Source organism: Terribacillus aidingensis (assembly GCF_040703035.1).
Lineage (GTDB): Bacteria > Bacillota > Bacilli > Bacillales > Amphibacillaceae > Terribacillus.
On sequence record NZ_CP159996.1, the window covers coordinates 3,171,452 to 3,183,991 of the forward strand.

14 protein-coding genes and 1 riboswitch are annotated in these 12,540 nt (G+C 37.0%); of the genes, 8 read left to right on the plus strand and 6 right to left on the minus strand.

Annotation, left to right across the window (positions count from 1 at the left end; all coding sequences use genetic code 11):
• The first annotated feature begins 143 nt into the window (after positions 1 to 143).
• Complete coding sequence (locus ABXS78_RS16385) at positions 144 to 515, plus strand: T7SS effector LXG polymorphic toxin (RefSeq protein ID WP_366248109.1); 372 nt, start codon at positions 144 to 146, stop codon at positions 513 to 515.
• 4 nt (positions 516 to 519) lie between these two features.
• On the plus strand, positions 520 to 693 hold the full coding sequence (locus ABXS78_RS16390; protein ID WP_366249964.1) for a hypothetical protein: 174 nt from the start codon (positions 520 to 522) through the stop codon (positions 691 to 693).
• Between the two features lie 340 nt (positions 694 to 1,033).
• On the opposite strand, the gene ABXS78_RS16395 is transcribed toward ABXS78_RS16390, so the two are convergent.
• Positions 1,034 to 1,474, minus strand: a complete 441-nt coding sequence (locus ABXS78_RS16395; RefSeq protein WP_366248110.1) for a hypothetical protein — start codon at positions 1,472 to 1,474, stop codon at positions 1,034 to 1,036.
• A gap of 939 nt (positions 1,475 to 2,413) precedes the next feature.
• Here ABXS78_RS16395 and ABXS78_RS16400 point away from each other — a divergent pair.
• The 3 genes from ABXS78_RS16400 to ABXS78_RS16410 all read left to right on the plus strand — a co-directional run bounded on the left by ABXS78_RS16400 (position 2,414) and on the right by ABXS78_RS16410 (position 3,659).
• Positions 2,414 to 2,743: a hypothetical protein gene (locus ABXS78_RS16400; RefSeq protein ID WP_366248111.1), complete on the plus strand. Its 330-nt coding sequence runs from the start codon at positions 2,414 to 2,416 to the stop codon at positions 2,741 to 2,743.
• Positions 2,744 to 2,974: 231 nt separating this feature from the next.
• A complete protein-coding gene (locus tag ABXS78_RS16405; RefSeq protein WP_366248112.1) occupies positions 2,975 to 3,409 on the plus strand; it encodes a transcriptional regulator in 435 nt (144 codons plus the stop codon).
• 4 nt (positions 3,410 to 3,413) lie between these two features.
• Complete coding sequence (locus ABXS78_RS16410; protein ID WP_366248113.1) at positions 3,414 to 3,659, plus strand: phage holin; 246 nt, start codon at positions 3,414 to 3,416, stop codon at positions 3,657 to 3,659.
• A 151-nt stretch (positions 3,660 to 3,810) separates the two neighbouring features.
• On the opposite strand, the gene ABXS78_RS16415 is transcribed toward ABXS78_RS16410, so the two are convergent.
• From ABXS78_RS16415 to ABXS78_RS16425, 3 genes are all read right to left on the minus strand, one after another.
• Positions 3,811 to 4,320, minus strand: a complete 510-nt coding sequence (locus ABXS78_RS16415; RefSeq protein WP_366248114.1) for a YcxB family protein — start codon at positions 4,318 to 4,320, stop codon at positions 3,811 to 3,813.
• Between the two features lie 506 nt (positions 4,321 to 4,826).
• Positions 4,827 to 5,351 (minus strand): YcxB family protein, encoded by a 525-nt coding sequence (locus ABXS78_RS16420; protein WP_366248115.1) that lies wholly within the window; start codon positions 5,349 to 5,351, stop codon positions 4,827 to 4,829.
• A gap of 252 nt (positions 5,352 to 5,603) precedes the next feature.
• Positions 5,604 to 7,787 carry a glycoside hydrolase domain-containing protein gene (locus tag ABXS78_RS16425; RefSeq protein WP_366248116.1) on the minus strand — a complete coding sequence of 728 codons (2,184 nt, stop codon included), beginning with the start codon at positions 7,785 to 7,787 and terminating at the stop codon, positions 5,604 to 5,606.
• Positions 7,788 to 8,162: 375 nt separating this feature from the next.
• On the opposite strand from ABXS78_RS16425, the gene ABXS78_RS16430 reads away from it, so the two are divergent.
• Positions 8,163 to 8,807 (plus strand): HNH endonuclease signature motif containing protein, encoded by a 645-nt coding sequence (locus tag ABXS78_RS16430; protein WP_366248117.1) that lies wholly within the window; start codon positions 8,163 to 8,165, stop codon positions 8,805 to 8,807.
• Between the two features lie 16 nt (positions 8,808 to 8,823).
• Positions 8,824 to 9,282 carry a YrhA family protein gene (locus ABXS78_RS16435; protein WP_366248118.1) on the plus strand — a complete coding sequence of 153 codons (459 nt, stop codon included), beginning with the start codon at positions 8,824 to 8,826 and terminating at the stop codon, positions 9,280 to 9,282.
• 164 nt (positions 9,283 to 9,446) lie between these two features.
• Here the strand turns inward: ABXS78_RS16435 and ABXS78_RS16440 are convergent, their stop codons facing one another.
• Positions 9,447 to 10,790 (minus strand): amino acid permease, encoded by a 1,344-nt coding sequence (locus ABXS78_RS16440; protein ID WP_366248119.1) that lies wholly within the window; start codon positions 10,788 to 10,790, stop codon positions 9,447 to 9,449.
• Positions 10,791 to 10,911: 121 nt separating this feature from the next.
• Positions 10,912 to 10,990: riboswitch (glycine riboswitch) on the minus strand.
• Between the two features lie 261 nt (positions 10,991 to 11,251).
• Between ABXS78_RS16440 and ABXS78_RS16445 the strand changes: the two genes are divergently transcribed.
• On the plus strand, positions 11,252 to 11,533 hold the full coding sequence (locus ABXS78_RS16445; protein ID WP_366248120.1) for a hypothetical protein: 282 nt from the start codon (positions 11,252 to 11,254) through the stop codon (positions 11,531 to 11,533).
• A gap of 137 nt (positions 11,534 to 11,670) precedes the next feature.
• Here ABXS78_RS16445 and ABXS78_RS16450 read toward each other — a convergent pair whose 3' ends face one another.
• Positions 11,671 to 12,435, minus strand: a complete 765-nt coding sequence (locus ABXS78_RS16450; RefSeq protein ID WP_366248121.1) for a DUF2268 domain-containing protein — start codon at positions 12,433 to 12,435, stop codon at positions 11,671 to 11,673.
• Between the last annotated feature and the right edge of the window lie 105 nt (positions 12,436 to 12,540).

The following is a 12,540-nucleotide window of genomic DNA, read 5'->3' on the forward strand; positions in this document are numbered from 1 at the left end:
TTAAATAAGACTTTCGCCTCGTTTTTCTTATATGCAGCCGTTTATTACCAGTAAATTCGATGTGTTTTTCTCATTTTCCCACACACCAAAATTTTCCTTTATTATAATTAAACTAGGACAATAGCTAACGGAAAAATCTGGTGGTGAACAACATTAAAAATCTAGATGTTCGAGACATTCAGCAGCAAGTTGACAGTACCAAGGATTTCATCAGCAAAACAAAAGAAAGCGTCGAACAAGTCAAGCAAGCTCTTAACGGCATTACAACCCTTCATGACGGATTCGCAGGAAACACCGCAGATTCCATCCGCTCTTTCTATGAAGAAGCACACAAGCCCTTCCTCGAATTCATGGAAAGCTTTTTGGTACAATATGAAGAAGCACTAAGCACCGTCAGTGATCAGGTCCTCTCCTTCGAACCGAACGAAAGCGGCTTTATCCGCCAGGAGTTTTTAGAAGGAGAACTGACCAGTAAAATGCAGAAAGCACAGGACAGCCTATCAGCTACAAACTGACGCAATCAATCAGCAGCTTAATAGTGTCAGTGATCTAGCATCCGTATCACATGTAAAAGATGATGTTTTCCTTGATTCCATCACCGATGCAAAAAAGAGAATTACAGAACTCTCCCGTAAGTTTCGTATCAAACATTCTAAAAGATTTGGAATTATAATCCTAATGCGGACATTCTAAAATCCATATCCTTCTGTATGGTATTTATTTCTCATTAATTATACAGGAAATAAAAAATACGTAGTGAATGCGATTAAACTATTCTTTCTGAAATGCACACTTGGAAGCTGCCTCCACCATATTACCAGCCCTTACTTTTGATGAACTTTAGGAATTCATCCAAAAACTCATTATGCCCAAGATCACCATTGAGTGAATAGATAACCCCATCTATTTAACTCTTGTTTGTTTTAAACTAATTCAATTATTTCTTTTTAATACCAGCTTGTATTAAAAAAACTCTCTTAGAATATTTTAATTCTAAGAGAGTTAATATCAATTTCTATATTAGCTAATTAAATCACCTAGTCCAATGAGTACTAACAGCCACTTTAGTATAACCATCTGCATTTGATGTCACTTTTGCACGCATTGTACCAGGCTTAACATTGGTGAATGTATGATGTAGTGGTTTAGTAGCAGTAACAGTGCTCTGGTATGTTGCGATCGTTTTAAATGTACCACTGACCCTTCTCTGGAGTTCTACTTTAATGTTTACTCTACAACCATTACATTTGCCGTAACCAGGACTTACCCTATTTCCTTGAACAACAGAAATATTAACATTTGATCCACTATCAGAGGTAAAAAGAGTGTGGTGTATATATGTACCTATCGCATCATGATACTGAGTGAATCCTGTGGTGGTAGAGGCTGCTGATGCAGAATTTGGTTTTACTAGTACGCCTCCACCTATTATTAACATGGCTAGCATCATAAAAATTACGAGTTTTTTAGACAATATAATTGCTCCCTCTTCCATTTATTTGGTACAGTTAAAATATACCATGAATTGTAATAATGATCAATTTATACCAATAGTTAAAGCGAGTCTGGGAACATATGTTTCAGACTCGCTTTAACTCCTTTGAATTAACGTTCTACAACGAATGATCCTGTAATATTTTGATGAGTCCAATCACCACTACTCTTATTTTCACGACTATTAACTCTGACTCGATAACTCCCGGCAGTCATCTGTTTCAGTGGAAATACTTTTGTGATAGAGTTTTTGAAGTACCCATTCTGAATTTGCTTCCAAACCCATTTTCTACCTTCATATTTTTCTAGTCTTGCTTGATAGTAAAGAGTCCTTGGCTCATAAAAGTTATTTCCCTTCATATATAAATCAACTGATGTTGCTGTTCTTGAATACTTCTATGCATCTACTCCTCCAGATATCCAAAAATTAGGTTTACCAAGTCGTACATCAAAAGATACTGCTACCATATGAATCTCTCCTTTATTATTTATTACAGCTTAATTTTATACTGAAACTAGAGCTAAGAACTCTGGGGAAAATCTATAAAAAGAGGGACATACACTCGGTAGATACTTTACTATTTGTACCTACTTATAGCGCATTTATAGTCTGTTCGGTTCGGAAAAAAGCTATAGTCATTTCTTATATTAGTAAATTAGTAAACGAAATGTTCATGTTTAGGCGGTTCTAATTAATCATTCCAGCCTTGCGTGGGTGACATCGAGATTAAATACAAAGAAAGGACTCTCTAGTTTTGCTAAAGGCCCTTTAATGCATTTTCATTTAATACTGTAAATTTCACCTTTCTTATATTGTTTTTAATTGTCAAAGCTCGATTTAAATTAGATTAAACTGTAACTATAAAGTAGAAAAATAGGTTTAGTATTAATCTACAACTTGGAAAAGAGGGATAAAATCTTGAAAGATGAACCTGGTATCACTATAACATTGAGGGAAATATATGATTCTGTTCAAATAGTTGGGGATACATTAGAGAGAATGGAAAATAAATTTACACTACTAGAGGAGAAGTCAATGCTGGCTCTTAAATCCGAGGAGAAGAGCCAGGAAGCGTTACAAATAGCACAACAGGCTTACACGCTTGCAAAGGAAACACATGCTTTATTTTTAAAAGAGAGAACCGATAAAGAAGAACAGCAAAAATGGTTTAAGCGAACTATCATAGCAGCGTTAATTCCTTATCTTGTCTCAGGATTACTAGCCATTTCTTACTTTAACAGTCCTTGAAGCATTACTTTATTAGAGTAATGCTTTTTCTTTTTTCACAACCTATTCCCAAAATTATGGATTAAAGGAATACTCTCTTAACATGAAAGGGTTACTCAGTTATATAAGAAAAGAACTAAAATTAAATTAGAAAGAAAAGGCAATTAATCAGTAAAAATGTAAGTATTGTCCCTAAATTTAGGGTATAATAAGAACATACGTTCGCTATAGATTTTGAAAGGGGAACACATCATGCAAACAATACTAGAAAGCTCCAAATCAGAACGAAAGAAACTTATTAAGAACATTGAAAAACATCTTCGCAACTACAGTAACTATAAGATTGCCTCTGCTAACCTTCATAAGCAACTGGAATTTATATCTGATAATAAGCAGTTAAAACAAATTCCAGCTGGGCATGTCACCTTGCATATACCCGACAATGAATCATTAGCTCTACTACAGTCAGAATTCTGTCAACTACAGATTGTCATTGAGACGATTGATCGGTCTCTAACCGAACTAACAGATATCGAACAGAAGTTCATCCAGACTCGCTATTTCAATAAATGGTCTATTGAGAAAAGTGCCATGCATATTGGATATAGCGACAAAGCCCTTTTTGTCATTCGTAATCAAGTTATGGATAAGTTACTACTTAGCCTTGGCAGTGTGGCTTTGATGTAAGGAGGTGAAATTTGTGGATAAGGGAACCATAATACGCACTATTGTTTTGGTAATTGCTTTACTGAACCAATTCCTCGTAATATTTAACAAATCCCCTCTACCATTCAGCAATGAAGAATTAGAACAACTACTATCATCAGTATTTACTTTAGTAGCATCACTCATTGCTTGGTATAAGAATAATTACGTCACCAATAAAGGTAAACAACAAAGAGAAGCCCTACAAGAAGTCAACCTTACAAAAACATAATAAAGAGCACTTACATTTTAGTAAGTGCTCTTTATTATGTTTTCTATTAGGAACGTACTTTAAATTGCATAAGCATGTTCCCTCTTATAATACAAATGTATCTTATCTACACTATTAAGTAAGACCCCTTATATATATGTATCTAAGCAAATTAATTCTGACTTTTAGTTCTTAACTGAAGTTCTATGAATTGTTGAGCATCTTCAGGCATACGGGTTTTTGGTAATATTGAAACTCTCTTATCATGATAGAGGAAATAATACCAATCGTTCTCTCCTATATTTGATATCTTTTCCCATTCAATTTCATCTTTGTTATGTATGTATTCGTAATTTTGGATCTTAATTTTTTCCTCAAAGATTTCTGCAACATAATGTCCTGTAAACTGCTGACTCGACACTTTCTTCAAATCTTTTTCAACAGTAAAATAAAGAAAAAGTTTCTTTAAACTAAGGATGTAAATTAATAAAAATACTAATTCAATGATAATAACAATTGTTTCTGGAACACTTTGAAAGAGAAACCAGTACAGTACTAATAAAAAAACAAGTCCTAGCCCCATTCTAGTTCGATATGTCTTTTTGAAATCGGTGGAATTTTGGTAATAGTGCTCTAAATAGTTTCTATAATCCCCCATATCCAAATCATATTCGAATTTCAAAAATAACTCCTCCAAATTGTTTGTTGTATAGTGCAAACATAACATCCCCCCCACTCAAGCAAAGTGGGGGGAGTTATATTATGCGTCAGTTTCATCTTCATCTAAGTTTATACCAAAGAAACTAGCAAGTGCTGAAAGGGCTGCGCCTGCTTCAGGAGCTGTTGATCCTCCGGTAGTAGGAATTGATTGCAAAAGTAACAATGCAACCACACCGGCACCAGTAATTGCAACAGCTGTATATGCTGGGTTATTGACTCTTGTATTAAATAATTCTCATCGATAAGCGGTGCTTCTACCCAATGAAGGATGTACTTAAAAGTAAATGCTTATAAAAATAAAGATATACGTAAACGTTTATGTTTACGTATATCTTTATTCTTTAGCGTAGCCTCTAATGATTCTCACGATATTGAATATCTATTATGTTAAGGATTCACTATTATAAAAGCTACTCGTTATGAGTAGCTTTTTGTACTTCAAACGGAAACCAGGTTTGATATTATATGTTAGTTAACTTTACTTTTTATTCTCTTTATTAGTTCTGCATTTTCTTCTTCTGATAAATTATTTCGGAATTTAGGAACCACTAGCGTAATATCTTTAGGAAAGTAGAGAAAAATGTATAATTCGTCCTCGTCAACTTTCTTAAATTCCTTCCATTCCAAACGGTTCTTATTGCCATCTTTAGTGACCTCTAAAACTTGCGGGTTAAATTCAATCTTATATGTACCTTTTAAGAATTCATTGAATCCCTTCTTATAGCCTTCATTTAAAGCATTTTTTTCATTCAATTTATGGAACATGTAGTTACCTGCTAGAATCCAGATCACTAAAAGGATTGGATAAGTAATTAGAGCAAACATAAGGCTTACTTCACCTGTGAACATCTGATAAATAGCATAGCAAATAAATATTAAACTTGAGATTATTAAAGGTAAGATTCTCTTTTTTTTGTATTGACTCGAGTTTTTCACGAAGTTTTTTTGTAAGTGGACGAAAGAGCTATCATCTAACTTAAATTCAGCTATCATATCTTACTCCTTTCAAATATCAATGTTATGGTATGGTACCACAGTATATAAAATTTAGAAATAGGTCCTTTATCTAATAAAATAGGTGTGATATGGTTTCCAGCATAAAATAGGAAATTAATTTCCTTACATCTAATCTCGTCAGGATGTGTAGCTATAACCTAAGAAATTAGATCTATATGTTTTCAATATAAGAAGAGAGCCAGTTATCTATAAACGATAACTGGCCCACTTCATAATAATTTATATTCTTTAAGTGTTGTCCTCATCATCTTCGTCTTTCATTCCTAAGAATACTAACAGACTGGACATGGCTGCTGCAGTTAATGGAGCAGCTGACCCACCTGATTGTACTGTAGCATACAATAACACACCAGCAGCTACAGACACAGTTGCTACTTTACCTGCTGCTACTAGATTTTCACGTAGAAGTGTCAAATCAATGTCTGGAGCAAGGTTTCTAAATGTTAATGTTACTGCTACTTGGAGAGCTGCATCCGTACCAGCGGAAGAAGGTAGGTCAAACTTTCTTCCAATGAATTTCATTGCTAATCCCTCTGCAGTTACATTAAACTCTACTTCCATTTCACCGTTGCCGATTCCTAGTGCTAAGTTACGCATAAACCCTTCTGCTGTGTCTAGACGAGTAGTACTTATTTTTCCTTGTAACTCTTCCGCAGCCTGTGCTATTGAAAGTCCAATTTGTCCATTTGTTACAGTGACGGCATTTTCACTCTCACCAATTTTTACAATACGGGAGGCAATTACGTCAACAGTAAAGGCGGGCGAATCAAGTACTCTATAGTTTCTATCAAAAACAAACTCTGTAGAAAACAATGATGGATCAGATGTTACATAAGGTAGTCTGCTACCTACTACAGCCCAAGCTTGTCTAAACGCACTTTCCTCTGAGTTGTGTGGAGTAGTAATAGAAGAAACCCCTGCATCTCTGCCTGATGTATCTACTTTATCAATAGGGAGGCTTTCATTTTGTCCTGAATAGATGGTATATTCATAAAACTGGCTGAATGACCAATTGGATGGCATAGGATATCCTAGATTCCCACTAAAACCAGTAGACATATTTGATACAAAGCTGTGCTCTGCATATCCTTGTTCTGATACTTGAATGCAGGAATTTCGTGGCCCGTAAATACCTATCTTATATGCTGGGACGTCGCTATATTGTAGCATCCTATTAAATGTTGAAGATATTTCTTGGAAATAAGGAACGATTTTCTGCTTAACTTCGAAATCATAGGCATCAAAATCTACAGCAAAGTAAATTGTGGTTCCCGACTTAAATCCTAATGCACGTGCAGCAGAAATAGCGTTATTTGCGTCTACTATACCTTGACCAGCTACAAAATAATCAGAGTAATAACCACCATCTTGATAAATAGGGAAGACTTTTAAACCTTTACTAAACATTAAATTCAATTCAGCTCGAGTCAAGGCCTTAGATCTAGTTCCACCTACTGTACCGGTTAGATAACGCCCCACCATCTTATATCCATTATTAATGATAGTTTGGATGTTAGATGAGTTAAGAATAGTTGCAGTATCGCAAACGGTTGCTTTTCTACCAGTGTGTCCTGCACTACTTAACAATTGCTTAATTGTTGGCATGTCTGCAATCCCAGTTTGCGGAAGTGCAAGATCCTTTTGAAATTCAATAACTTTACTGCGAACATCATTATCGAAATTACCATCTACGCCGTTAAACCCGATCGTATCATAGCCGTTTCCAAGAAGTGCTCCTTGCAATATTTTTACGTTATTTCCTGTATTTCCTACAGATAAAACAGGGCACCCATTCGTTGTTCCTGGACCAAAGTTCCCGTTAGCTACATTAGGACTCATTCCCATTTCTGCTTGCAAACCATAAATCAAAGCTTTGTTTGTGTTACGCTCATATACACCGTTTGTTGGAACATAAGTGAAATACATTCCCCCATAATTAGCGTTTAAAAATTGTTGTACAGAACGCATATCTGCTGTTCCTAGGGAAGACAATTCATAACCATCTGTATTTAACAATGCTTTCATGACTTGTCCAGTTACTATACCTGTTTGCTCTATTCCAATATCCCTTTGAAAACGTTTTACAGCATTCTCAGTATCTTCATAGAATAAACCGGAGAAGCCTCCTGGATTATAGCCTTTCGTCCAAAAACCACCTTGCAGAATATAAACCATATTGCTTGGGACAGATCCAACTGGATGTCTTGATATATCCGAGAAAGCAGCCATTGTTTGATTTCCAAAACTATCAGCCAAGTTTGTGATACCTAACTCAATTTGTAGAGCACGAATTAATCCGTAGTATGTTTTATTTCTAGTTTGACCATCCTCAGGTACTTTGTTGAATCCTGTTACTCCGGAGTACGTCTTGTTTAACCATATCTGGGTTTCTCTTAACATTTCATCTGCCATTTATATCGCTCCTTGTAGTATATATATCAGAGATTTTTTGCTTAATAGCAGGTCATCTCTGTATATACATTCTGTCACAAGAGCAAGATACGCAACTCTACACTTTATCCTCTGTTACTCCATGAAAAGTTTAGAAGCTTAAGTTATAACTCAAATTTTAGTACTCAATAAAAATTTCTTATATTCATCTCTTGCTCTTTCTACTTTCTTTCGGATTGTTGTCGTATAGGGCTCCACGTAAAATTTGTTGATAAGATTCCCGACCCGCGTTCTGCACCTCCATCCGGGTTTGATAAATTTGCAAAGGGTACATGGGATTTCTTCACCGAAGATTTTTTCACAGTCTTTGATTCAAATGCAACTAAAGGGGAACGATTGCTTGCACTAGGGATGCTTACACCTTGGGGTAAAGGTTTTAAGGTTCTCAAAAAGGGCGGCGAAGGTATTTCCGACTTTGCAAAGTACATTGATGACCTTGGGGAGAGTAAGTCTGCTGTTAAAAAAGGATCCAAAGAAGTAAAAGAAGGTACGGATAATAAAATAAAAAGTGCTAGTGGAGCTAAACAAGATGACTCGTTTATTGGTACATTAAAAGGAGAAAAAATACATCTAAAAGATGTAAAAGTAGAAGAGATTACTTATACCAAGAGACTGCCCGAAGAGACAGCTATGCTGAGAAGGAAATTTAATAGCTCAATAAGAAAGAACTACCTAAAAGAATTTTCAACAGATCCAGTAAGAGTAGAATACCTTAAAAAAGCAGGTCTAAATGAGAATGATATAGCTAGAATGAAGAACGGGCTTAACCCCAAAGGGTGGCAAGTACATCATAACCTTCCATTAGATGATGGAGGTACTAATGATTTTTCAAACCTTGTATTAATAAAAAATGATCCATATCACAAAGTAGTAACCAATGAGCAAAACTCTTTGACAAGAGACTTACTACCGTCACAAAGCAAGAAAATAAACTGGCCTATGTTTAAAAATGAAATTTATCCACCTGAACAATCTAAATAACAGAAAGGAAGATTTTATGACTAGATGGAAAGAATTACTGAATAAAATAGCAAGTATAGAAAAAGAATATGACAGTACACTCAGTAAACCTGCAACAAAGGGTGAAATCACGAAAATGATCAATAGTCTAAAAGAGAAATTTGATCAAGTGTTTATACCTGACAGTTATCTAGATTTTTTACAAAATGTAAATGGCTTAGACTTTAATGGTCTTGTAATTTATGGGGTAGATGAATCTTTTCTGGATAATCCAGTAACTGAAGATGTTCATGGCTTTATAGAAACAAACGAATTGTGGTATGAAAATGACTGGCAAAAGCAGTATATATTTTTTGGTGACTCTGATACCGCGTGGTACGCTTATGACACAAAAGAAACCAGATATGTAGAACTTGATAAGCCCTCCGGCACGCACATTCAATCATTCGAATCCTTCGATGCGATGTTAGATGATGCCTTAGAACTGGTACTCTGAGATACTACTCTTGCGTTATGCTGTAATGGTCATTCGTTAAATAAACTTAACTTATAGTTAGATAGAATTACCGATCCTTGGGTTGGTAATTCTATCTATGTTTGTTAGATATCAAACTAATTCAGCTAGATATCATTTCTCACTTTACTTACTATATAATTTTTTTATTCTTTATTTACTCTCACCCAATACAACCCAAACAACAAAACAAACCACAAAGGAGTCAACAACAACGCCGGCCGTGTCTCATCAGCAACCAGCATAATAACCAGAACTCCCGCAAACAAAGCTAGCACCGCATAGTTCACAAACGGCGTAAATGGTGCCTTAAATGTTGATTTCTTCTGCAATTCCGGACGTGTTTTCTTATATTTAATATGACAGATAAGGATGATGCTCCATACCCATATAAAACAGATAGCACTAATGCTTGTGACAATTCCAAAGGCTTGTTCTGGGATAAGTTTGCTTAAGAGCGCTCCTACAGATACGACAATGGCTGATAGCCATAAGGCATTCGCTGGGACGTGCTTTTTATTCAGTTTAGCAAGCTGGGATGGCCCCTGATCTTGCTTGCTTAGATTATATAAAGTTCTACTTGTTGAGAACATACCGCTATTACCGGCTGATGCTGCGGATGTTAAGACGACGAAATTGATGATGCCTGCAGCGATCGGGATACCAACTAAACTAAATGTCTTCACGAATGGACTTTCGGCTGCATTCAGTTCTGTCCATGGGTTAATCATTAACAGAACGAGCAGTGCGCCAACGTAGAAAAATAGAATTCGTAAAGGTATCTTGTTAATCGCTGATGGGATGTTCTTAGCAGGGTTGGCTGTTTCGGCTGCCGATACCCCGATTAGTTCCACTCCGACATATGCAAAGACTACCATCTGGAAGGCTAGTAAGAAGCCAGAAATTCCATTCGGAAATAGTCCGCCATGCTCCCACAGATTTGTAACTGAAACGGTTCCTGCATCAGTCTGGTATCCGATCACCAACAGTACAATACCGATACCAATCAATGCAAGGATCGTAACCACTTTGATCAAGGCAAACCAAAACTCCAATTCCCCGAATAGCTTTACCGTTAATAGATTAAGCCCTAATAAAACGACTACACAGATAAGTGCAGGTATCCATTGCGGGATATCGAACCAATAGTTCACGTACACTCCGACAGCAATCACATCCGCCATCGCTGTCATGATCCAGCAAAACCAATACGTCCACCCTGTCACAAACGATGCCCAAGGTCCGAGGTAGTCTTCGGCAATGTCTGTAATAGACTGATAGCCTGCTTTCGATAACAGCAGTTCCCCTAGCGCTCGCATCACGAAAAACAGCGCTATACCTACGATCAAATAAGCGAAGATTATAGAAGGTCCTGCCAGCTGAATCGCTTTCCCGGATCCTAAAAATAATCCGGTACCAATCGTACCGCCAATAGCGATAAGCTGTACATGTCTATTGGATAAGTCCCTCTTTAACTCTTGTTGTGCCAACTCTAGCTCCTCCTTCATTTCAACCCAATAAAAAAAGAGATTGGAGGCTCTCCAATCTCTTGATCACAAGAATAACAAATACTATTGGTCATACGCGCGCAGCACAACACAAATACATATCCGATACTCTTCTGTCCTTTTGCCTGAGATTGTGAACCCTTCGGCGCCGCGTAAATAGCGGTCTCTCCAGAAGCTGCTCCTGCTATAGTGTGATCCATAGCATTCATAGCTCTATTATTAAGTTATTTAGATTCTGTTGAATAGTCATTATTCTATTCCTTGTTAGATTTTTTGTCAAATCCTATTTTGTATCTCGATTTGTCATTTCCGCTGACAGCTGCATCTCAATAATTTGTGTGCTGTTCACCAAGATTCCGCTAAACCCCTAAGATACTTGTACCCTTCCATATTTTATCAAGGACATATAATACCCTGTATCCTAAAATAATGGAGGTGAAGATATGTCAGTTGGACAATATCGTTCATTATGCCAAAAATATACCGGTAAAGCAGTTGAAATCCGTTGCCATGACGGAAAAGTCCATAGAGGAATCATCCAGCGGGTTGACCGAGATCGTGTTTATTTACAGCCAATGGGTCGCTCCAGAAATTTAGGCGGCTTCGGTTATGGCGGCTATGGCTATGGTTATGGCGGTGGTTTTGGGCGCGGATTTGGCTTTGGTTTTGGAGTAGCTTTCGGAGCCATCGCAGGGATAGCCTTGCTTTCTCTATTCTGGATCTGACTATATAGCAGTATTCCATATAAATTTGATTACCGTACGACAGCATGAAAAAGCCTGGAATTGGTGCAGCCGGGCTTTATTCATGTCCATGTCTCCGGAGTTCTCACAGGTTATGTAAGCATAAGCTCCATAAACCCCTACATAACTCCGGCAATAATACTAGCTTCGACAGCCAGCAAGTCTTCACTGGCTAAGCTGTATCTTTTCATATAATTTTTGACTACATGATAACCAACACAATACCCTAGCATCTTTGGATACCTACGATGACCAAATAAAATAGCTTGATATTCATGATCCTGCGGCAAAAGCTCCTGCTTCGGAACAATATAATCAGACCACATTTTCTCGATTTTCTTATCAGGATAAAACGATGCCCACCTGGCAGTCAGTTCCTCTCCCAATCTTTCCGTAACAGCATTTTCTGCTATCCCCTCTAATACAATCGTATCCAGCAAAGTGTACATCTCTTCGCTCTTATCAAAGCGATTCAGCCGGCAAACATGGTTATACTCATGCGTGAATATTGCTTTTATCTCCTCTTCTGTATTTTCTGGTGATAAAAATAAAAAGAGCTTATCCTTGAATGCTAAACCGGATTTACCGCCCAATTGCTTTTGCAGCCATTTATTACGCTCATCTGAAGGGAAGATATAGATAGGTATATCCGGACCTTCCCACTCCTTTTGCAGAAATGCCTCGTCCTGCTGCACAACCTCCCACACCTCTTGATCCAGCTGTTTACGCTTTTTCTTTATCGGACGGTACATGCCATGCCGTATGAAGTAATCATATATTTCAGCTGCAGAAGCGTCAGCAAAAAGTTCAGTTAGCTTCTCGCAAAGTGCGAGTGGATCTTCATAATCATCAATCAGCCATTCATCCGTTCTGATTACGCTCATTTTCTATCCTCCTAACATCACCAATTTATTCAGTATGAAGACTATTGGCACAAAACTTTTCTCTATTCATAGCATATTGCAATGATGTCATATAAAGGCAGGGGT

Coding starts and splice junctions, on each gene's coding strand:
- ABXS78_RS16405 (WP_366248112.1), top strand. CDS start 2,975: ATGCAAACAATACTAGAAAGCTCCAAATCAGAACGAAAGAAACTTATT.
- ABXS78_RS16420 (WP_366248115.1), bottom strand. CDS start 5,351: ATGATAGCTGAATTTAAGTTAGATGATAGCTCTTTCGTCCACTTACAA.
- ABXS78_RS16425 (WP_366248116.1), bottom strand. CDS start 7,787: ATGGCAGATGAAATGTTAAGAGAAACCCAGATATGGTTAAACAAGACG.
- ABXS78_RS16435 (WP_366248118.1), top strand. CDS start 8,824: ATGACTAGATGGAAAGAATTACTGAATAAAATAGCAAGTATAGAAAAA.
- ABXS78_RS16445 (WP_366248120.1), top strand. CDS start 11,252: ATGTCAGTTGGACAATATCGTTCATTATGCCAAAAATATACCGGTAAA.
- ABXS78_RS16450 (WP_366248121.1), bottom strand. CDS start 12,435: ATGAGCGTAATCAGAACGGATGAATGGCTGATTGATGATTATGAAGAT.